This is a genomic window from Allomesorhizobium camelthorni, from assembly GCF_011045125.1.
GTDB lineage: Bacteria > Pseudomonadota > Alphaproteobacteria > Rhizobiales > Rhizobiaceae > Allomesorhizobium > Allomesorhizobium camelthorni.
Genome location: NZ_JAAKZF010000044.1, coordinates 18018 through 38156 on the forward strand (window position 1 = coordinate 18018; position 20139 = coordinate 38156).

Consider the following 20139-nt stretch of genomic DNA (forward strand, 5'->3'; position numbering starts at 1 on the left):
CTATTCCGCGTGGCTCTGTTCGGCGAGGCCGTCGCGGATATTGTCGCGTCCGGTGACCAGCAGGGTGACGAGATTGTCGATCAGAAGGATTGCGAGAATGACCGCGCCGACCGCCATCGGCGTTTGCGCGATCCACAAAGGTGTCACGTCCTGGCCCTGGCTGACATCGTTCAGCCTCCACGACCAGTAGACCATCTTGACCGCATACCAGGCGAGATAGGTCGAAGCCGCCGAAGCGATGGCGAGCGACCAGAGTTCGCCCCAGAAGCGCCTTCCGCCGAGTGCGTTTAGGAGCAGGCCGACGCGAATATGCGCGCCGCGGTTCAGCGTATGTGCGAAGGCCAGGAACGACGCCGCGGCCATGAAGTAGCCGGCATATTCGTTGGAGCCGTGGAAGGGGATGCCCATCCAGCGGGCGACGACCTGCGCCGTGATGACGACCAATATCGCGACCAGGCACAGGGCCGACAGCCACGCTGCGAAATCATAGACGAAGTCGAGGCTGCGGCGGATTATGCGGGCTTCGCCGTCCACTGTGCGCTCCTGGGTTGTCAATGAAGAAGCAGGCCCGGCGACGTCGCCGGGCCCTGGTCTGACCGGAGTCGTCAGTTAGCGCGGTAAGCTTCGATGATCGCCTTGCCGTCGTCGCCGGCGCTTTTCAGCCACTCGTCGGTCATGGTCTGGCCGAAACCTTCGAGTTCCTTCGCCAGTTGCTCGCTGGGCGGCGACACCTTCATGCCGTTCTCTTCCAGCGTTTTGAGGTAGCCTCCGGAAAGCTCCTTCACCTTGGCGAGGCCGTCCGCAGCCGCCTTTTCACCGCAGGTGGTGATTGCCGTCTTGGATGCGTCGTCGAGCGCGGTCCAGGCGTCCTTGTTGACGAAGACGACGTTGCGCGGCAGCCAGGCCTGCACGTCGTAAAAATGCGTGAGCTGTTCCCAGACCTTCGAATCGACGCCCGTTGCGCCGGACGAGATAAAGCTTTCGACGACGCCGGTCGCCAGCGCCTGGCTGAGTTCGGCCGCTTCGATCTGCACTGGCGCCATACCGGCGAGTTCGGCGATGCGCGCGGTTGCCGCATTATAGGAGCGGAATTTCACGCCCTTCAGATCGGCAACCGAATTGACGTCCTTCTTCATGTAGAGGCCCTGCGCCGGCCACGGCACGGCGTAAACGTAGACCAGGTTTTCCGCATCGAGCGCCGTCTTGAGCTTGTCGCTCGCTGCGGCCCACAGCTTTTCCGAGGCGTCGAAGGACGTGGCAAGGAAGGGAATCGAATCGATCCCGTAGAGCGGGTTTTCATTGGCATGCGCCGAAAGTAGCCGCTCGCCGATGGGCGCCTGACCGGTCTGCACCGCCCGCTTGATGTCGTTGCCGCCGAACAGCGAGCCGCCGGCATGGGTGACGATCTCCAGCGTGCCGCCTGTGCCTTCGCCGACGCATTTCGCAAACGCTGCCGCGTTCTCGGAATGGAAATTGGTCGCGGGATAAGCCATCGGCATATCCCATTTTTCCGCAGAAGCGGCGCTCGCGGAAACCACCGCAAACGCCGTCGCCGCCATCAGGCGTGCAAAATACTTCATTGTGAATCTCCCATTCAATTCGATTTGTTACCGCCTAGTGAAACGTGAAGGGGCATAGGGCGCAAGGTCTAAGTTCGGTGGTTGGCCCGAAACCAGTTGCGCGAGCAACCTGCCGGTCTTTGGCCCTGTCGTCAGCCCGATGTGGTGATGACCGAATCCGAGCCAGGCGCCCTCAATGCCCGGCACGGCTCCGATTACAGGGATGGAGTCCGGTGTTGCGGGCCGATGCCCCATCCATTCCTTCGTGCTGCGCCAGGTCAGGTCGGGCATCGCGGCGCGTATGTTCCTGAGCAGCAGGTCGGAAGGCGCACGGGAAGGCGGGGCGTCCAGCCCGCCGAACTCGACTATGCCGGCAAGCCTGAGACGGCCGTCCATCGGTGTCGCGACGAATTTCGCCGATGCAAACATCACCGGCGATTTGGGCATCCGGTTCGGCTCGTGCAGGTCGATGTGATATCCACGTTCGCTCTCGAGCGGCACCTCAATTCCCAGCTTCTTGGTCAATGATCCCGACCAGACGCCCGCCGTGATGATCGCGGTGGAGCAGGAAATGGTTTCGCCGCCGGCGCGGACGCCTGCGACGCGGCCGTTCTGATGTACGATGTCGGTCACCTCGGCGCGAATGACGCGCCCGCCACGGGTCTCCACGTGTTTTGCCAGTGCTTTGACATGGCGTCCGGGATCGGTGATGCGCCCATGCCCGCCGAGCCGAACCGCAAAATTCAGGTCCGGCCGGAAGATCGGGTCATGCGCGCGGAGCGCCGTTCCATCGAGTTCATCCCATCGGAAACCATGTTCCCTTCGGATCGACCAGCCGAAAGCGTCGGCCTCGAACTGCGACCGATCGCGATAGACGTAGAAATAATCGCAAGGCACTACAAACGGCTCCGCCCCGGTCCCGGCGGCAAGCGCCTGATGGTCGGCGAGACTGTCGCCGGTAAGGGCGTAGAGTGCGTTGGCGATGCGTCGCGTTTCGTCTGGCGTGCAATGGCTGAGATAGGCGCTGAGCCAAGGCGCGAGCCTGGGGAGATGCCGCCATTTCAGAAACAGCGGCTGGCGAGGATCGAAGAGCATCCGCGGCGCCTTGCGCAGCAGGCCCGGCACCGTGACCGGAACGATCGCGCAGGAAGCGAGAACGCCGCCATTGCCGTAGCTCGTCCCTTCCCCGGGTTCGCCACGATCGATCAGGATCACCTCGTGACCTTCCCGCTGCAACCAGATGGCCGCCGACACGCCGACGATGCCGGCTCCGACAACAACAATAGTTCGCGTCATGCTTCAGTCATTCCTCCCGCCGCCTGTCTTCGATCATCGGCCCTCGACGCATAGCTTGGACCGGCCCGGATTTGTATCGCCGAGTCGCGCCTCGGCGTTGTGCCGCGCCGGCAGGTGTTATATTCGTCTGGATATATCGCTAGCCTTCGCTTAGGCTGATCGCGATCGACCTTGGAGAGTGGCAGAGATGGGCAGAAATGGGTGGAAGTTCGCCGCGCTGATTGGCGCGATGGTGATGGCGCTTTCATCTGCGCCTTCCGTTCATGCAGCCGAGAAAGTGGTCGTGTTTGCTGCTGCCAGCCTCAAAAATGCACTCGATGCGGTCAATGAGACTTGGCAGGCCGAGACGGGCCAGACGGCGACCATCTCCTACGCGGCAAGCTCGGCGCTGGCCAGGCAGATCGAACAGGGCGCCCCAGCCGATATTTTCATCTCGGCCGATCTCGACTGGATGGAGTATCTGTCGGAAAGGCAGCTGATCGTGCCGGGTTCCCGGACAAATCTTCTCGGCAACCGCATCGTCCTGATAGCAAGTGCGGATTCGGCAATCGAGGCGAATATTGCACCCGATTTCCCGCTAACCGAGCTTCTCGGCGAAGGCAGGCTGGCAATGGCAGACGTAAAGGCTGTGCCTGCCGGTAAATACAGCAAGGCAGCGCTCGAAAGGCTCGGCGTCTGGGTCGAGGTCGAAGACAGGGTGGCGCAGGCGGAGAATGTGCGCGCGGCGCTCAAACTTGTTGCGACAGGGGAGGCGCCGCTCGGCATCGTTTACCGGAGCGACGCCGTCGCCGAACCGGCCGTGAAGGTAATCGGCGTCTTTCCCGAGGATGCACATCCGCCGATCGTCTATCCTGTGGGAGTGACCGCTGACGCCAGCAATCCGGACGCCGCGGAATTCGTGAAGTACCTGCAATCGGCCAAGGCAAGGCAATTGTTCGAGGCGCAGGGCTTCACCGTGCTCGCTCCGGTCGCCTCCAACTAGCAATCACGCATGGAACTCACGCCAGATGAGTGGAATGCGGTCCGGCTGTCGATCAAGGTCGCTGTCTGGGCCATGCTGGGGAGCCTACCGCTCGGCCTGCTCACGGCTCTGATTCTTGCGCGCGGCAATTTCTGGGGCAAATCGCTCCTCAACGGCATCGTCCATCTGCCATTGATCCTGCCGCCCGTGGTCACCGGCTATCTGCTGCTGCTGAGTTTTGGCAGGCGAGGGCCGGTGGGCGCGTTCCTCGCCGAGCATTTCGGCATCGTCTTCTCATTCCGCTGGACCGGGGCGGCGTTAGCCTGCGCGATCATGGGTTTCCCGCTGATGGTGCGTGCGATCAGGCTGTCGATCGAGGCCGTCGACCGTCGGCTCGAGGCAGCCGCCGGCACGCTCGGCGCCGGCACGGTTTGGGTCTTCGCCACCATCACCCTGCCGTTGATCCTGCCCGGCATAATCGCGGGCATGATCCTTTCCTTCGGCAAGGCGATGGGCGAGTTCGGCGCGACCATCACCTTCGTGTCGAACATTCCCGGCGAAACGCAGACGCTGCCGTCCGCGATCTACACTTTCACGCAAATCCCTGGAGGCGATGCGGGCGCGCTACGGCTCACCCTGATTTCCGTGGCTATCTCGATGGCTGCGCTGATGGCTTCAGAAGCGCTGGCGCAGCGCGCCAGCCGCCGGATCGAGGGCGCATGACCATCCTCGTCGATGTCAGCCACCGGCTCGGTGGTTTCCAACTGGAAGCGCGCTTCGCAAGCCCCGGTCATCTGACGGCGCTATTCGGACCGTCGGGGTCTGGCAAGACCTCGATCGTCAGCATGATCGCCGGGCTGATCCGGCCCGACCGAGGTAGCGTTGAGATCGACGGGCGTGTGCTCACTGACCGGGCTTCGGGCATTTTCTTGCCGACGCATCGCCGACGCATCGGGGCCGTGTTCCAGGACGCACGGCTGTTCCCGCATATGAGCGTGCGCCGCAATCTTGCCTACGGAAAATGGTTCGCACCTGCGCGCGAACGTTACGCGGATACCGGCCGTATTGTGGAATTGCTCGGCATAGGCCACTTGCTCGAGCGCAGGCCCAACCTGCTTTCCGGCGGCGAAAAGCAGCGTGTCGCCATCGGCCGCGCCTTGCTCGCCAGCCCCCGATTGTTGTTGATGGATGAGCCGTTGGCCTCGCTCGACGAAGCGCGCAAAAGCGAGATCATGCCTTATATCGAGCGGCTTCGCGACGAACTGAAAATCCCGATCGTCTATGTCAGCCATTCGATCGCAGAGGTCGCCAGGCTCGCCACTGACATCGTCGTTATGTCGGACGGCAAGGTCGCCGCGTCCGGCCCGACAGGCGAGATCATTCAGCGGCTCGACCTTCTCCCGGCCGAAGAAAGAGGCGAGGGCGGCGTCGTGCTCGATATGACGGTAGCCGCCCACGACATCAGATACGGCGTGACGGTTCTGAAGTCGGCCGCCGGCGAAATCCGGGTCCCGCGCATCCGCGCTGAGACCGGCTCCGCGGTCAGGCTCCGGCTCCGGGCGCGCGACGTCATGATCGCGACTGCCGAACCGGTGGCGCTCAGCGCCCAGAACATACTGCGCGGGAAGATCGCGCGGATTGCCCATGCGTCCAATCCACTGGTCGAGATCCATGTCGATTGCCACGGACAGCAGGTGCTGTCGCGGATCACCCGCCTGTCGCTTGATGCTCTTCGGCTGCACGTCGGGCAGGAGGTTTTCGCGGTGATAAAATCTGTGGCTTTCGACCACGAAAACCTGTCGAATAGCTTGGCCGATCAAGGTTTCTGAACGGGAGCGCGCTACAAGGATGCCTTCGCTCAGCCTGCGGATAAATCTAGATCCCGAAGGCCGGATTGGACCCGGCAAGATCGCGTTGCTTGAGGAGATATCGGCTTCGGGTTCGATCTCGGCGGCCGCCCGCGCGATGGACATGTCCTACAAGCGCGCCTGGGATCTCGTGGACGATCTGAATCGGCTGTTCGGCAAGCCGCTTGTCTCAGCCCGCACCGGCGGGAAAAGCGGCGGTGGCGCAGCGCTCACGCCGCTTGGACTTTCTGTAGTCACCCGGTTTCGCGCTATCGAAAACGCGGCGGTCGCCGCCGCCTCGCAGCAACTGGCGGCGCTGCAGGCGGAAATCGAGGCGGGGTAGCCCCGAGGCGGTGTGGCCTTACGCTATCTGCCCAGTTCTATGCTTCTGAGCTTCGCAGCCTCCACCGCTTCCGTCACCAACTGCTTGAGCCGATCCTCGCCCATCAGCACGGCAAGCGCCGCCGCCGTCGTGCCGTTCGGACTGGTGACCTGCTGGCGCAGCACGCCGGGATTCTCGCCGCTTTCGGCCGCCAGTGAAGCCGCCCCGTAGACGGTCTGCATCGCCAGCAGTTTCGCCGTCTCCGCCGGCAGGCCGGCGCTTTCGGCCGCCGCTGTCAGGCACTCGATGAAATGGAATATGTAGGCCGGGCCGGAACCGGAAACGGCGGTCACCGCGTCCATCAGCCTCTCGTCGTTGATGGAGGCGACCTCGCCGCTGGCCGAAAGCAGGTCGGCGACGAATGCGAGGGTCTCGTCCGAGACGCGTTCATTGGCGAACGTGACCATCATCCCCTTGCCGATCGAGGCCGGCGTATTGGGCATGCAGCGGATGATCGGCGCGCGTTCGCCGAGTATTTCTTCGAACGTCGCCATAGCCGTTCCCGCGGCGATGCTGAGGAAGGTCGTGCGGCCGTCGCCGAAGCGCTGGTAGCCAGCCGTCACGTCGCGTATCACCTGCGGTTTGACCGCAAGCACGATCAGAGTAGGGACGACGGCGCCTGTGGGAATTTCGCCGGCATCGCTGCCCACCTCGCTGCCGAGCGCCTTGGCTCGCGCCCGCAATTCTGCGTTGGGCTCGATGACGAAGGTTTCGCCGGGCCTGAGCTTGCCCGATTTAAGCCAGCCTGAAAGCATGGCGTATCCCATGTTGCCGCAACCGGCGAGCATCACTTTCACTGTCATTTCCGAGCCTCCGTCTGCCTCCGTTTAGACGGTCCGGAACTCATGCGGAAGAGGCCGATCAGTCCGGATTGGACGCCTTGAGCGGGAAGCGTGCGGTCAGGCGAAGCCCAATGACGCTGAACACGAAGAACAGCCACACGGGGTCGGCGCGCCGGAAGAAAAAGCTTTCCAGGAACGAATTCAGCGCCGTGAACAGCAGGATCATCATGAAGAAATCGCCGAGGAAGATGTTCTCCTTGCGCAGCGGTATGCGCATGTAATCGCGTAGCGGTGCGATCAGGAACGCCCATATGGCCACGAACATTGCGGGCAGGCCCATGATCACAGCGATGTCGAGATAGCCGTTGTGGCCATGGACGATGCCGCGCACGTCCCATGCCCGGTCGAATGGCTGTGCGGTGCTGGTGACGGCGTCAGTACCCCAGAAGCTGTTGTAGCCGTAGCCCGTCCAGGGCCGTCTGGCGATCATCTCGCCGACGAACTCCCAAAGCGTCGTGCGCCCCGTATAGGTGAGGTCGGGGAAATGCTCCGCGGCAAGCTGCTTCAGCGGATCGATGAAGACGATGCCCAGCGTGGCGAGCGCCGTGCAGATCATGGAGAGCGCAAACAAAAGCGGCGTTATCAGCCGCATCCCGAACAGGCTGGGCACGACGACGACCAGGATCGAGGCCGGCACAAGGCCGGCGGTCGTCTTGGAGCCGGTGTTGATCATGAAGACCATCGCGCTGGCAAACAGCAGCACGCCGGTCGCCTTCCAGCCGCGGCGGAAGAGATAAAGCCCGCCGAAGCTTAGGCAGGCCATCACCGGGCCGGCGATGTTCTTGTGGCTGAAGACGCCGCGCCAGAGTCCGGCATGCTCGGCCTCGATGGAATCGGCCGTATGCATGGCGTCGTTCGGAAAGATCACCAGCCCGGCGAAGCTCAGCCCGATGACGAAAAGCCCCGCCACCGCTATGACGGCCGAGAACGCGTCGGCGTCGCGCGGTATCGCCAGCACGGTCGCCATCGTCAGAATGCCGATCAGCGTAAAGGAGGCGGCGCGCATCGCGGCATTCGGGTCGGTTGCGTTTGACGCCGAAAGCAGCAGGAAGCCGATCATCAGCAGAAAGCTCGGGCTGAATAGGGCGCTGACAACCCGCGGATTGGCGAAGGCCACGAGCGAGAAGATCGAAAGCGCGCCCAGCGAACCGAATCCGAGCTGATTGACGATGTCGCCGCCGTCGCCAACGGTCGTGGCAGCTGGCTGAAACGGCTTGAACGACACCATCGCGATCGTCAGCAGGATCGCCGCGATCGCCGTGGCTATACCGCTCCGCGAGAACGCCGCCGTGATCGGCGCGGCGTCAGTTCTTCTCGGGCTGACGGTATTGTTCATTGGCGTATCCGAACTCGGCCAGGACCCGGCCAAGCGCGACATGGATCGGATAGACGCCGATCGCCGCCGAGCCCGTGGCGGCCAACCTGGCCAGCGCCCGGAACGGTGAAGCAGCGAGGAGCGCCAGGCTCTTTGCAAGCACCCTGGCGTTGGCCAGCGGCGTTCCGGCGCGCCGCTTCTTCTCGACGAGCGTGGAGATCACGCCGTTGCGAAGGCTGCGTGCACGGATCCAGTCGGCTTCGACCCGGCGCGGCGGAACCGCTTCACGAACCGGCGCCTCGGCGCACCAGGCGAGCTTGAAGCCGCGCTGCACCGCGCGGCTCAGGAAGTCGGAATCGCCGCCACCCATGAAGTTGAATTTGAGGTCGAGAAATGGCGGACCCATTGCCGCCAGCACATGCCGGCCAATCAGCAGATTGCCTGACGAATAGAGCGCGCCGACCCTTCCGCTTTTCGCGTAAGGCGGCGCGAAAACCGGATGTTCCGCCCATTTCGAGTGCGTCGGGCTGGCGAAGACCGGCACCTGCGGCCCGCCGACGATGTCCGCCGCGTACTTTTCCGCGGCAGTGCACATGTTTTCCAGCCAGCTTCTGTCGGCGATCTCGTCGTCGTCGATGACCAGCAGATATCTGAAGCTTGGAAAGTGCATCACCGCCGTTTGCCAGCCGGCGTTGTAGGCGCTGCAATTGCCGCGCTCATGCGCGACGATAACCATCCCCTCAAGTGTGCCCGCCTCGAAAAGCGGCAGCGCGGCGGTGGCGCCCTCTCGCACTTCCGCCTCGTTTTCCATCACGATCACCGCGAACCGGCGCGCCGTTTCCTGCAGCCGCAGCGATTCGAGCGTGGCCAGCAACTGTTCCGGCCGGCGGAATGTCGGCACTGTCACAACCGCTTCGACGGTCTCCGGAACAAGTCCCGGAGACCGGCCGAGGATCGAAACCGGTCCATCTTTCTGCAAGGGCTTCATGCGAACGTCCGTCAATGCCTGGTTTGCATAGCACCGGCGGCGATAAGGATTCGTTAAACACCTTTGGCGGATGGCCGTTTGATTGTCGCCGTTTTGGTTCGACCGACCAGGCTTTTAAGCAAGGCTTCACTGGGTTTGGCTATTCGACATCTCCAGGATAGGTGAGATGCATCTGCTGTTTGCCACTTCGATCGTGCCCGACGGCGGGCTCGGTTCAGGTTACGAAATCGCCAACGCCGCGATCATCGCGGCTTTGCGCCGTGCAGGCGTTCGCGTCACCGTCGTTGGCTTCACCTGGCCCGGCCGGACCGCGCTGGATGCCGAAAACACGATCGTTCTCGGCGCCGTCGACGTTCGCAACGAGCACGCGTCGATCGTGCAGAAGCTCAAATGGCTCGCCAAGGCGGCGCTGACTGGCCTCACATTCTCGTCGGTGAAATTGCGCCTGGTCAGCCCGGAACAGGTTCGCCGCGCCATCGCTGAGGCCGGGCCATTCGACGGCTATTTGCTGAACTCGGTGCAGTTTGCCGGCGCTTTCGAAAGCGTGTTCGATGACCGGCCATCGATCTTCATCGCCCACAATGTCGAGCATGTCTCGGCCGCCGAAAACGCGAACGCGGCGAGAGGTGGGTTCGAGCGGCTGCTGTTCCTGCGTGAGGCGCGGCTTCTGAAACGCCTGGAGGCGCGGCTCTGCGGCAGCGCCCGCTTCGTCTTCACCCTCGCGGAGGAAGACCGCTCGGCGCTCGGCGTTGCTTCCGATGCCAAATCCGCCGCACTGCCATTGGTGACCCGGCCCGACGCGCCGTCGCCATCGGCCGCTCGCCGCTCGGAGTGCGATGCTGCCCTTATCGGCACATGGACCTGGCAGCCAAACCGCGTCGGTCTGGACTGGTTTTTGGGCGAAGTCGTGCCGCACCTACGCCGCGATTTCCGGACCAGCATTGCCGGTTCCGTGCCCGCTGGCGTCACCTGTTCCCATCCGGGCGTGACATTCGTCGGCCGAGTTTCCGACGCACAAGATTTCGTCCGCAGTGCCGCGGTCGTGTCGCTGATCAGCAGGGCAGGGACCGGCGTGCAGTTGAAAACGATCGAGGCGTTCGAGCTCGGCCTGCCGACCGTCGCCACGAGTTCATCGCTGCGCGGTGTCGGGCATGTTCCCGCAAACTGCGTTGTTGCCGACGATCCGGCAACCTTTGCGGCCGCGCTCGAGCGCGCTGCTTCGGGCGAAGTTGCCGATGCCGACGGCGCCGCGTTCTACCGCCGCCAGCGCGAGGAACTCGACGCGCGGGTCAGGCGCGGCCTGGAAGCGCTCGGCTACCAGCGGCACGAGGCGTTGGCATGAACATGCACGCCGCCAACGCCATCGGCATTTCCGCCTGGAAAACCATCCTTGGCATCTCGGTCGCCAGCATAGGGTGGGACGAGGCGATCGGTCTCTTGAACCGCATGCTGGCCGAACGGCGGTTCACCAAGGTCAGCTTCCTCAACGCCCACAACGCCAACGTCGCTTCCATCGACGCGGCATTTGCCGATGCGCTCGACGACTTCCTCATCCTGCCGGACGGCGTCGGCGTCGATATGGCGGCGAAGATCCTCTATGGATCGCCTTTTCCGGCAAACCTCAACGGCACCGATTTCATTCCGGGGTTCCTTCAGGCCGTCTCGAAGCGGTTGACGGTGGGCTTGCTCGGCGCGACCCGGCGCAACGCCGATGCGGCGGCCGGAAAGCTGGCCGCCATCGCCGCGCAGCACAATTATGTCGTGATCCATGACGGGTATTTTTCGCCGCAGGAAGAACCTGGCGTCGTCGAAACCATCAGGGCGTTGCGGCCGGATGTGCTCCTGGTCGCGATGGGCGTGCCGAGGCAGGAACTCTGGATCGCCCGCAATCTGACCGACAAGCACTGCACGCTGCCGATCGCGGTCGGCGCGCTGCTCGACTTCCTGAGCGGGGCGGTGCCGCGCGCGCCGGATTGGGTACGGCGCATGCGGCTCGAATGGCTCTTCCGCCTGGTAGTCGAACCCGGCCGCCTGTGGCGGCGCTATATCGTCGGCAACCCGCTCTTTCTCGCACGCGTCCTGCGCCAGAAGATCGTCGGCGAGGGCAGCCGGTGAACAGCCGCTTCCTGCCGCAAGGAGCGGTCGCGCCGGGGCTCGTGAGTCAGACAACGGCTTCGGCCATGGTCACGGCCAGCTATGCGCCCGATTTCGAGCGCTGCCGCTTGCTTTGCGAGACCGTCGATCGGCACGTGACCGGCATGGCGCATCACTACATCTTGGTCGAGCGGAACGATGTGGCGCTGTTTCGCCAGCTCGAAACGAAATCACGGACTGTGGTCGACGAGCGTGACCTGCTGCCGTCATGGCTTCACGCGGTCAATGATCCTGCGAGCCTGTTTCGCCGACGCATCTGGCTGAGTTGGAAAACAATGCCTCTGCGCGGCTGGCACGTTCAGCAGCTTCGGCGCATCGCCATCGCTGCCCATGCGGCCGAAGACATCCTCGTCTATTGCGATTCCGATGTCGTCTTCCTGAAACCCTTCGACTGCGCGGCGTTCCGCAGCGATGACAGGCTGCGGCTGTTCCGGCGCGACAATGCGCTGCCGAGCACGGGGGATCACGCGACCTGGTCCAGAAATGCTGGCGCGGTCCTGGGCATCGGGCATCCAGCGGTTTCGCCGCATGACTACATCTCCACCTTGATCGCATGGAGCAGGCGTGACGTTCAGGCACTGTGCGCGCAGATCGAGCGGCTGCACGGCCGCAACTGGGTCGAAGTGGTCGGCTCATCCCGCAAGTTTTCCGAATGCCTGATCTACGGCCGCTTCGTTGACGAGGTGCTCGGCGGCGCCGGGCACTTCCATGCTGCCGAGGAATTCTGCCGCGTCCACTGGACCGGGTCGGCCATGTCCGACGGTGAATTCCAGCGCTTCGTCGCCGGCATGTCGCCGCATCAGGTGGCAATCGGCATGCAGTCTTTCATAGGCACCGATATCGACCGCATCCGCCGCCTGACCCAGGCTGCGTAGCCATCAGACCGGCTTGGCCGGCATGCGCAGCGCCGAATAGGTCAACAGCGCCGACACCACATAGAGCGCGACAAACATTGCGTTCAGCGACCAGATGAATGCCGCGGTGTCGAGACTGTTCATCATGACGAAGTTCAGAAGCACGGCTTTCGCGCCCGCAAGCAAAGCAAGGTTAAGCGCCCGCACAAGCGTCTGCCCGCGCGCGAACAGCAATTCGGCCTGATATTCGATCAGATTTCGCAGGCCAGGCACGCAAACCGCCAGTCCGACGAGTGGCGCGGCCTCCGCGACGGTTCTGCCCAATGCAGCCGGGAAATAGTGAAGGATGACAGCCAGGCTCAGTAACGCAGCGGTTGAAACGGCAAAAATGCCGGCTTCGATGCCGCCGCGCATGCGCAAGCTTTTCAGCATGTCCGGCGCGCGCATCATGCGCTGCACCAGCATCATCGAAAATGTGCGGATCGGGATGGCGGTGAGGTCGACCAGCCGCATAACGATCGCATATAGGCCGGCAAGCTGTGGACCGCCAATTGCCAGAACCAGGAGCTTGTCGAACTCCATCTGCAGGTAGAACAGGATTTCCGCCCCCGCGACATAGAGCGAATCCGCAAGCCGCCGCCAATAGAGCAGCGGCCGGAAACGCAGGCGCTGGCGGGGGTAGAACAGCGCGACTGCTGCAATAAGCGCGATAGCGTTGACGGCGACATAGAAGCCGGACCACGCGGCCAGGCTGTCGGCCGGCCACAATGCGAACGCCACCGCGCCCGCCGCGCGCATAACGGTTCCAAAAATGGTCAGCGAAGCCGCGCGCCCGAACCGGTTCAAACCGTTGTTGACGATGATGACGACTTCGAACGGCCGCCACAGCAGCGCCTCGGCGAATATCACCGCCGCGAACAGGGAAAGCGCCATCTGGCCCGAAAAGAACAGCAGGTAAGTCAGCCAGGAGGCCGCCGCCAGAACTGGAAGCGACAGCGCCGCCAGCAGGACGAAACCCGCCGTGAACGTGCCGATAAGGTTTGGGCGGATGGTCGCCGTTCGATAGAGCGCCGAAATGAAGCCGAATGCGAGGATCCGCGACAGCATGACGCCGGCGGCCGAGGCGGTTGCGAAAAGCCCGAAATCGGCCAGCGACAGCGTGTTCGCCAGCGCGACGAAATAAAGCAGTGAAAACACCAGCCGGCCGCCGGCGCCGCTGATCGCCGCGAAATAATCGCGCACGAGGCCACGCCGCTCCGACAGGAACGCGCCAATTCTGGCGAAAGGCCGCCTTTGCCGGATGTCGCTTGCCTCGGTCATGTTTCTGCAAAATGCTAGCGCGGAAAGTTTAATGGCCGGTTCCGAGGAGGGCGCCGCTGTTTTCCGTAAGATGATGAACGCCTTTAGGCCGTGAAATTAACCTTTTGTTTCCCACGGCTGTTTAGCGTGGATTAACGTTTGCATTCACAAGTCCGGCATGCGCCGGGAAACGGCCGCAATCCATGTTCGACACCGACCAACGCGACGATCCACGGCGTGAGCGCTCGTTGCTTTCGTTTGGCGACGCCCGGCGCGGTGAAGGCGTTCCGCGGCGTTCGGCGTCGCTTCTTGCCGCGGCCGAGCCGCAACGCACTGACGATGCCGCCGCTCGCCATCATCTGGCCCGTCAGCGCCGGGAAGTGAAGAACGATCCGCCTCAGCCTCGTCGCGAACGCGTAGCGGCGATCGATGAAAAGCCCGCACCCAAAGCAGCGCCTGCGCCGGAGCCAGCAGGGATGGATTGGGTCAGCGGTCTTGTCCCTGGCTGGATCAGCCGGCGCTTGCGGGCAGAAGGCGGGGGCGTCGCGCCTCAGCCCGCCGTGGAGGCTCCAGCGGAACGCCGCGAGGATCGCCGCATTCCGAGAGTCGAGCATTCCGAGCCAATCACCGTCCGCGATGTGCCCGACGAGCATTGGAAGCCGCTCATCGATCCCGGCAAGGTCGTAGCCGGCATAGCCAAATCGAAATGGATCATCGTCAGCACCACAATCCTCGGCGCGGTGCTGGGCGTCATGATCGCCCTTTCGACCCCGAAGAAATACGAGGCGACAGTCGAGTTGCTGGTCGACCCGCGCGACCTCAATCTGGTCGAGCGCGATATCACCCAGAGCGGGCTTTCAAACGAGGCTACTTTGGCGATTATCGAGAACCAGGTCCGGATCCTGACGTCCGGAACGGTGCTGACCAGGGTGGTGGATCGTCTTAACCTCGCCAGCGATCCCGAATTCAACGGTGAGGGCAGCGACGGCGGCATCGGCGCCTTCATCTCGAACATCCGCTCGCTTTTGTCGCGCAGCGATGGCGACGATGGCGGCGACAGGCGGCACACCCTTGCAGTGCAGAACCTTTCCGAGGCCCTGTCGGTCGAGCGCGGCGGCAAGACCTTCGTCATCATGATCAGCGCGGTCACCAAGGACGGCGAGAAATCGGCCCTCATCGCCAACACCATGACCGATGTGTTTCTGCAGACATACGGGCAGATCCAGTCCAATACAGCCGGGCGGGCAGAGGAGGAGTTGACCTCGCGGCTCGACCAGCTTCGCGCAGGTGTCGAGGCGGCCGAGCGCAAAGTCGAGACCTTCAAGGCGGAAAACGACATCATCGATGCGCAGGGTCGCCTGATTACGGACGACGAGATCGTAAAGCTGAACGAGCAGCTTTCAGTGGCGCGCGCGCGGACGCTTGAACTGAACGCAAGGGCTGCGTCGACGCGATCGGTCAACGTCGATGCGGTGCTCGGCGGAACGCTCCCGGAGGAGCTGACTTCGCCGACTATTCAGGAGTTGCGCGCGCAATATTCGTCCTTGAAAAGCGACGCCGACCGGATGGCGGTGCGGCTCGGCCCGCGTCACCCCGAACGCATGGCGGTCGAGGCCCAGCTCGCGGGTGCACGCGACATGATCAACAGCGAGTTGCGCCGCATTGTTTCGTCGACGCAGACCGAATTGAAGCGGGCGGTCCAACTCGAGCAGGAACTTGCTTCACGACTGGCGCAGCTGAAGGTGCGCCAGGGTGATCTCAGCAACGAACTGGTGACGCTGCGCGAACTCGAACGCGAAGCGTCCGCCAAGCGCGCCGTATACGAGGCGTTCCTGCTGCGCGCACGCGAAACCGGCGAGCAGAAGGACATCAACACCGCCAATATGAGCGTGATTTCCAAGGCCTGGCCGCCACTCAACGCCAATCCACCCTCGCGCTCGACGATGGCGCTGACCGGTCTGATGCTCGGCTTCTTCGCCGGCGTCGGATTCGGCGGCATGCGCGGAGCCTATGAGAGCCTGCGCGAAACTGCCAATTCGAGCGAGACGCGGCAAAGGCCGCGCAGGCGCGATTCATCCAGCCCGGTCGGTCCGGCGAAAGGCCCGGAATGGACCGGCGCGCCCCGGCCGGCAGAGCAGGAAACCGGATATCATGCCGTCCGGTCGGAAACACGCAGCCGGCAAGCCGCTCCGGCCGGCACGACACCCGAGACGCAGCCGGAGCCGCAGACCCCGTCGCACCCTGATGACGCACTCTCAATTTCGAGGGAGACTCCGATGCAAGGTCCAGTCTACGCCTACTCGCCATTTGGCGCGCCACATACGGCGTCCGCCCCTACCGCCTATCCGATGCAGCCGCAGGCCTACCCGCAGCCTTGTCCGCCGGCGCAGCCGCAGCCGGCCTACGCGCAACCGCAGATGCAGCAGCCATACTATGCGGAGCCCAACGCGTCCGCGACGCACTATGCGCCGCCGATGGCTTATCCGCAGGCTCCAGTCCAGCAGGCGCCGCATTGGCAGCAGCCGCAAATGCCGCCGCAGTCCTATTATCCCTACCCGCAGCAGGGACAGCAGCCCACGGGCTTCTATCCCGGGCACATGCCGCCGCAGACGCTCTATCCGCAGCATGCGGCGCCGCAGTCCTATGAGCCGCAACCCGCGATGCGGCGCGCGCCATTCCAGCAACCGGAAGCTCCTCCTCCGGCCACGGAGACGCATCAGGCCCCGATCGATGAAATCCGGTCCAGCCTGCGCGAGTTCCGCGAGGCAGTGCGTGACTTCACCGAGGCCCGGCAGCGCCGCCGCTATTTCTGAGCGAGAAATTCCGCAGCGGTTTCGAGTTTACGCCACGCGACGCCGCTTTGGCGGATTGCGCCGGCAATCTTTCGCCACTATGCCGCAGACTGCCAAGCTGCAGTCAAGGATGAACCATGGCCGAAATCATTGACGGAAGAGCCGTAGCCGATGAGGTCGTGCAGACTGTCAAACGGCTCACCAGCGAGTTGGTGAACGCCAAGGCGATCACGCCCGGCCTGGCTGTCGTCATCGTCGGTGAGGATCCGGCGAGCCAGGTTTACGTCTCGTCCAAGAGCCGCAAGGCCAAGGAATGCGGCTTCCATTCGGTTCAGCACACGCTGCCTGCCGAAACCTCCGAGGAACAACTGGTCGCGATCGTCCGCGATTTGAACGCAGACCCGGCGATCCACGGCATTCTGGTTCAATTGCCTTTGCCTGCTCACATCGACGCCGGCCGCATCATCCAGACGATCGCGCCCGAAAAGGACGTCGACGGCTTTCATTACATCAATGTCGGCAAGCTCGGCACTGGCGAGCTCGACACCGCCTTCGTGCCCTGCACGCCGGCAGGCTCGATGCTTTTGATCGAGCGGGTGCGGGGCAAGGACCTTTCCGGCCTGAATGCTGTTGTTGTCGGCCGCTCGAACATCGTCGGCAAACCGATGGCCAATCTCCTGCTCGCCGCCAACTGCACCGTGACCATCGCCCACAGCCGCACGAAGGATCTGCCAGCTCTTGCCCGTACCGCCGATATTCTTGTGGCCGCCGTCGGTCGCCCCGAGATGATCAAGGGCGATTGGGTGAAGCCCGGCGCCACCGTCATCGACGTCGGCATCAACCGCGTTCCCGCGCCGGAGAAGGGCGAGGGTAAGTCATGGCTGGTCGGAGACGTAGCGTTCGCCGAGGCCGAAAAGGCTGCCGGCGCGATCACGCCGGTGCCGGGCGGCGTCGGCCCGATGACAATCGCGCTGCTTATGGCCAACACGCTGGTTTCCGCATATCGTGCCGCGGGCCTAAAGCGCCCGACATTCTAAAGCCAAGGTCCGAGCTTTGCCCCCGCCCCCTCTTGCTGTAGAACGGCCGGCCATGCCCGACCAGATCCAGGGGGGCCGGCAGTTCGCATTCCTGCTGGTCGACAAATTCTCGATGTTTTCGCTGGCGGCCGCGATCGACACGTTCCGATCGGCGAACCGATTGCTCGGCTACGACTATTACGGCTGGACCACTGTCTCGGCCGACGGCGACGCCGTCATGGCGTCGAACGGCCTGCCGCTGAAGATCGATTACAGCGTCGCCGACCTGCCGTCCGTCGACATACTGTTCGTTTCCGTCGGCCTGACCACCGAATTTCCCGGCAAGAGCAAGGTGCTCGGCGCGCTGCGAAGCTGGGGCAGGCGCGGCGGCGCGCTCGGCGCGCTGTCGGTGGGTTCTTATCTTCTTGCCGAGGCCGGCCAGCTCGAAGGCCACCGCTGCACCATCCATTGGGAAAACCGCGCCGGCTTCATGGAGAAGTTCCCGGACATCGAATGCACTGGCAACGTCTTCGAGATCGACCGCAAGCGCTACACCTGCGCCGGCGGCACGACCTCCATCGACCTGATGCTGGAGATCGTGCGCACCGATTTCGGCTCCAACATCGCCAACGGCGTCGCAAACCAGTTCCAACACGAGCGCATCCGCTCTGCCGGCGACCGCCAGCGCGTCGGCCCGGAACGCGACCTGACCGGAAAGTCGGAGAAGCTGCGCAAGATCGTCGAGCTGATGGCCGACAATCTCGACGAGCCGTTCTCGGCAGTGCAATTGGCCAAGTCCGCCGGGCTTTCGGTGCGGCAGGTTGAGCGTCTGTTTCTGCGCCATCTGACGGTCACACCTGGACGCTACTACATGCGGCTCAGGCTTGAGCGGGCGCGCGAATTGCTGCGCCAGACCAACATGCCCATCCTCGACGTAGCGATCGCCACAGGTTTCACATCGCATTCCTATTTCGCGCAGAGCTACCGGCTGCAATTCGGCCGCCCGCCTTCCGAAGAGCGCCGCACCACTTACTGATCGGCACGCCGCCGGGTTGCCAGTTCCCAGGCCCTTCGCTAGCTTGCGACCGCGAGCGAACAGCGGACCGAGGGGGATATCATGATCGCATTGTCACGTGGCGTGCTGGCGGCATTTTTGAGCCTCTTGCTGACCGCTATCGCCGCTTCGGCGGACCGCACGATCATCGTGCTCGATGCGTCGGGCTCGATGTGGGGCCAGATCGACGGTCAGCCCAAGCTCGAAATCGCACGCCAGACGCTGAGGACCGTGCTGCAGACAATTCCCGCCGACATGGAGCTTGGCCTGCTCGCCTACGGCCACCGCGAGAAAGGCAATTGCAACGACATCGAACTGGTGGTCCCGCCGGCGCCGGGCGCCGCTTCGTCCATCACGCTCGCCGCGGATGCGATGAAATTCCTTGGCAAAACGCCGCTTTCCGCCTCAGTCAGGCAGGCGGCGGAAGCGCTGCGCTACACCGAGGACAAGGCGACGGTCATCCTGATCACCGACGGCCTCGAAACCTGCAATGCCGATCCCTGCGCCGTCGGAACCGAACTCGAACAGGCCGGCGTCGATTTCACCGCCCATGTGGTCGGCTTCGGCCTCACGGCAGAAGAGGGCAGGCAGGTCGCGTGCCTTGCAGAGAACACCGGTGGCAAATACATCCAGGCGTCGGATGCCGGCGCGCTGAAGGATGCGCTGATCGAGACGGTCGTGGTCGCGCCCGCGCCGCAGCCTGATCCGGAACCCGCCCCCGCGCCCGAGCCGGCCGCGCCCGAATTCAACTTCGTCCCGAAGACGCTGCTGGCAGAGGGCCAGCCGGCGCTGGACGAGGCCGGAAATGCCTATGAGATCTACACGGTGAAAGTCGATGGCGCGAAGGGCGACCGCGTCGCGACCGAATACAACAACTACAAGGGCAGCCTGGAGCCGGGAGATTACATAGTCAGGGCGACGCTCGGCGAGGCGTCCGCCGAAATGCCGGTCAAGATCGAGGCTGGCAAGGTCACCGAGCCGGTCTTCGTGCTCAATGCCGGCATTCTGATCGTCCGGCCGCTGGCCAGCGAAGGCGCCGAGGTCAGCGACGGCGCGACGGTGGTCACCGAATATCCGGGCGGCGGCAATGCCACCAATTACGGCCTGACCAGGATCGTCCTGCCCGCCGGCGAGCAGAAGCTGACGGTGAAAATCGGCGAGGGCGAGGTCAGCGAAACGATTACGCTCGCCGCGGGGCAGATCATCGAGAAAGATGTCGTGCTCGGCATCGGCAGCGTCATCGTCAATGCGCTCTACGCGGAAGGAGGCGAAAAGGTCGGGGCATCCGGGCTGGACGTCAAGATTTTCAAGGCGAAGAAGAAGATCGACGGATCGCGTGAACAGGTGACCTACGGCTTCGGTCCGGATGGCAAGTTCGATCTTCCGCCGGGCGACTATGTCGCGATCGTGCGGATGGAGGAAGCTGAGGCCGAGCAGCCCTTCAACATCCGCGCCGGCGAAGCCAAGGACGTAGCCGCCGTGCTTGACGCCGGCGTGCTTGCGATCTCCGCGCCCAGCGCAAAACACATCGAGGTGTTCGGGGCCAAGAAGGACATCCAGGGCAACCGCAAGGCGTTCGGCTACGCCTTCGACGAGAAGCACCAGGCGACCTTGCCGGCGGGCGACTACGTTATCGTTGCCGATCGCAAGGACAATGGCGGCAAGAAGGAAGCGACGGCGACGGTCAACGCGGGCGAGCGGACCGAGGTGACGGTGCCGTAGCAGGGGGAAGGGTTGTGCGGCTGGCCTTCGGGCCAGGCTGTTCCAAAAAGGCCGATGA

General features: G+C 63.6%; 18 protein-coding genes. 11 read left to right on the top strand and 7 right to left on the bottom strand.

All coding sequences use genetic code 11. The features are described 5' to 3' along the window. From G6N73_RS23740 to G6N73_RS23750, 3 genes are all read right to left on the bottom strand, one after another. Complete coding sequence (locus G6N73_RS23740) at positions 1 to 534, bottom strand: TRAP transporter small permease subunit (protein WP_165032141.1); 534 nt, start codon at positions 532 to 534, stop codon at positions 1 to 3. Positions 535 to 605: 71 nt separating this feature from the next. Next, positions 606 to 1580 carry a TRAP transporter substrate-binding protein gene (locus tag G6N73_RS23745; RefSeq protein ID WP_165032143.1) on the bottom strand — a complete coding sequence of 325 codons (975 nt, stop codon included), beginning with the start codon at positions 1578 to 1580 and terminating at the stop codon, positions 606 to 608. A 27-nt stretch (positions 1581 to 1607) separates the two neighbouring features. Beyond that, positions 1608 to 2855 carry an NAD(P)/FAD-dependent oxidoreductase gene (locus G6N73_RS23750; protein WP_165032145.1) on the bottom strand — a complete coding sequence of 416 codons (1248 nt, stop codon included), beginning with the start codon at positions 2853 to 2855 and terminating at the stop codon, positions 1608 to 1610. Between the two features lie 187 nt (positions 2856 to 3042). On the opposite strand from G6N73_RS23750, the gene modA reads away from it, so the two are divergent. From modA to G6N73_RS23770, 4 genes are read left to right on the top strand one after another with little or no spacing between them, the layout of a single operon-like run. Continuing rightward, complete coding sequence (modA, locus tag G6N73_RS23755) at positions 3043 to 3837, top strand: molybdate ABC transporter substrate-binding protein (protein WP_165032147.1); 795 nt, start codon at positions 3043 to 3045, stop codon at positions 3835 to 3837. Between the two features lie 9 nt (positions 3838 to 3846). Continuing rightward, positions 3847 to 4539: a molybdate ABC transporter permease subunit gene (gene modB / locus G6N73_RS23760; protein WP_165032149.1), complete on the top strand. Its 693-nt coding sequence runs from the start codon at positions 3847 to 3849 to the stop codon at positions 4537 to 4539. After that, a complete protein-coding gene (gene modC, locus G6N73_RS23765) occupies positions 4536 to 5645 on the top strand; it encodes a molybdenum ABC transporter ATP-binding protein (RefSeq protein ID WP_165032151.1) in 1110 nt (369 codons plus the stop codon). Before modB ends, modC begins: the two co-directional genes overlap by 4 nt. A 19-nt stretch (positions 5646 to 5664) precedes the next feature. Beyond that, positions 5665 to 6006 (top strand): winged helix-turn-helix domain-containing protein, encoded by a 342-nt coding sequence (locus G6N73_RS23770; protein WP_165032153.1) that lies wholly within the window; start codon positions 5665 to 5667, stop codon positions 6004 to 6006. 23 nt (positions 6007 to 6029) lie between these two features. On the opposite strand, the gene proC is transcribed toward G6N73_RS23770, so the two are convergent. From proC to G6N73_RS23785, 3 genes are read right to left on the bottom strand one after another with little or no spacing between them, the layout of a single operon-like run. After that, on the bottom strand, positions 6030 to 6848 hold the full coding sequence (gene proC, locus G6N73_RS23775; protein ID WP_165032155.1) for a pyrroline-5-carboxylate reductase: 819 nt from the start codon (positions 6846 to 6848) through the stop codon (positions 6030 to 6032). Between the two features lie 58 nt (positions 6849 to 6906). Then, positions 6907 to 8223, bottom strand: coding sequence for an O-antigen ligase family protein (locus tag G6N73_RS23780; RefSeq protein WP_165032157.1), 1317 nt, complete (start codon positions 8221 to 8223; stop codon positions 6907 to 6909). Beyond that, a complete protein-coding gene (locus tag G6N73_RS23785) occupies positions 8192 to 9190 on the bottom strand; it encodes a glycosyltransferase family 2 protein (RefSeq protein WP_165032159.1) in 999 nt (332 codons plus the stop codon). Before G6N73_RS23785 ends, G6N73_RS23780 begins: the two co-directional genes overlap by 32 nt. A gap of 166 nt (positions 9191 to 9356) precedes the next feature. On the opposite strand from G6N73_RS23785, the gene G6N73_RS23790 reads away from it, so the two are divergent. The 3 genes from G6N73_RS23790 to G6N73_RS23800 are packed head-to-tail and all read left to right on the top strand — an operon-like array spanning position 9357 to position 12219. Further along, the gene (locus G6N73_RS23790; protein ID WP_165032161.1) at positions 9357 to 10532 is read left to right on the top strand and encodes a glycosyltransferase; all 1176 of its coding nucleotides are present in this window, start codon (positions 9357 to 9359) and stop codon (positions 10530 to 10532) included. Beyond that, positions 10529 to 11305, top strand: a complete 777-nt coding sequence (locus tag G6N73_RS23795; RefSeq protein ID WP_165032163.1) for a WecB/TagA/CpsF family glycosyltransferase — start codon at positions 10529 to 10531, stop codon at positions 11303 to 11305. Before G6N73_RS23790 ends, G6N73_RS23795 begins: the two co-directional genes overlap by 4 nt. Then, positions 11302 to 12219, top strand: coding sequence for a DUF6492 family protein (locus G6N73_RS23800; RefSeq protein ID WP_165032164.1), 918 nt, complete (start codon positions 11302 to 11304; stop codon positions 12217 to 12219). The genes G6N73_RS23795 and G6N73_RS23800 overlap by 4 nt, the downstream gene beginning before the upstream one ends. 3 nt (positions 12220 to 12222) lie before the next feature. Here the strand turns inward: G6N73_RS23800 and G6N73_RS23805 are convergent, their stop codons facing one another. Beyond that, positions 12223 to 13518, bottom strand: coding sequence for a lipopolysaccharide biosynthesis protein (locus tag G6N73_RS23805; protein ID WP_165032166.1), 1296 nt, complete (start codon positions 13516 to 13518; stop codon positions 12223 to 12225). Between the two features lie 182 nt (positions 13519 to 13700). On the opposite strand from G6N73_RS23805, the gene G6N73_RS23810 reads away from it, so the two are divergent. From G6N73_RS23810 to G6N73_RS23825, 4 genes are all read left to right on the top strand, one after another. Further along, on the top strand, positions 13701 to 16310 hold the full coding sequence (locus G6N73_RS23810) for a GumC family protein (RefSeq protein ID WP_165032168.1): 2610 nt from the start codon (positions 13701 to 13703) through the stop codon (positions 16308 to 16310). Between the two features lie 116 nt (positions 16311 to 16426). After that, positions 16427 to 17326, top strand: coding sequence for a bifunctional methylenetetrahydrofolate dehydrogenase/methenyltetrahydrofolate cyclohydrolase FolD (gene folD, locus G6N73_RS23815; protein ID WP_165032170.1), 900 nt, complete (start codon positions 16427 to 16429; stop codon positions 17324 to 17326). 52 nt (positions 17327 to 17378) lie between these two features. Beyond that, entirely contained in the window at positions 17379 to 18341 is a 963-nt protein-coding gene (locus G6N73_RS23820) for a GlxA family transcriptional regulator (protein WP_165032172.1), read from the top strand. Between the two features lie 81 nt (positions 18342 to 18422). After that, positions 18423 to 20081 (top strand): vWA domain-containing protein, encoded by a 1659-nt coding sequence (locus tag G6N73_RS23825; protein WP_165032174.1) that lies wholly within the window; start codon positions 18423 to 18425, stop codon positions 20079 to 20081. The last annotated feature ends 58 nt before the right edge of the window (positions 20082 to 20139 follow it).

Bases quoted from the DNA above. Each gene is read 5' to 3' on its own strand.
- G6N73_RS23785 (WP_165032159.1), bottom strand. From the start codon at position 9,190: ATGAAGCCCTTGCAGAAAGATGGACCGGTTTCGATCCTCGGCCGGTCT.
- modC (WP_165032151.1), top strand. From the start codon at position 4,536: ATGACCATCCTCGTCGATGTCAGCCACCGGCTCGGTGGTTTCCAACTG.
- G6N73_RS23820 (WP_165032172.1), top strand. From the start codon at position 17,379: ATGCCCGACCAGATCCAGGGGGGCCGGCAGTTCGCATTCCTGCTGGTC.
- G6N73_RS23805 (WP_165032166.1), bottom strand. From the start codon at position 13,518: ATGACCGAGGCAAGCGACATCCGGCAAAGGCGGCCTTTCGCCAGAATT.
- folD (WP_165032170.1), top strand. From the start codon at position 16,427: ATGGCCGAAATCATTGACGGAAGAGCCGTAGCCGATGAGGTCGTGCAG.
- G6N73_RS23795 (WP_165032163.1), top strand. From the start codon at position 10,529: ATGAACATGCACGCCGCCAACGCCATCGGCATTTCCGCCTGGAAAACC.
- G6N73_RS23780 (WP_165032157.1), bottom strand. From the start codon at position 8,223: ATGAACAATACCGTCAGCCCGAGAAGAACTGACGCCGCGCCGATCACG.
- G6N73_RS23745 (WP_165032143.1), bottom strand. From the start codon at position 1,580: ATGAAGTATTTTGCACGCCTGATGGCGGCGACGGCGTTTGCGGTGGTT.
- G6N73_RS23790 (WP_165032161.1), top strand. From the start codon at position 9,357: ATGCATCTGCTGTTTGCCACTTCGATCGTGCCCGACGGCGGGCTCGGT.
- modA (WP_165032147.1), top strand. From the start codon at position 3,043: ATGGGCAGAAATGGGTGGAAGTTCGCCGCGCTGATTGGCGCGATGGTG.
- G6N73_RS23810 (WP_165032168.1), top strand. From the start codon at position 13,701: ATGTTCGACACCGACCAACGCGACGATCCACGGCGTGAGCGCTCGTTG.
- G6N73_RS23750 (WP_165032145.1), bottom strand. From the start codon at position 2,855: ATGACGCGAACTATTGTTGTTGTCGGAGCCGGCATCGTCGGCGTGTCG.
- proC (WP_165032155.1), bottom strand. From the start codon at position 6,848: ATGACAGTGAAAGTGATGCTCGCCGGTTGCGGCAACATGGGATACGCC.
- G6N73_RS23825 (WP_165032174.1), top strand. From the start codon at position 18,423: ATGATCGCATTGTCACGTGGCGTGCTGGCGGCATTTTTGAGCCTCTTG.
- modB (WP_165032149.1), top strand. From the start codon at position 3,847: ATGGAACTCACGCCAGATGAGTGGAATGCGGTCCGGCTGTCGATCAAG.
- G6N73_RS23770 (WP_165032153.1), top strand. From the start codon at position 5,665: ATGCCTTCGCTCAGCCTGCGGATAAATCTAGATCCCGAAGGCCGGATT.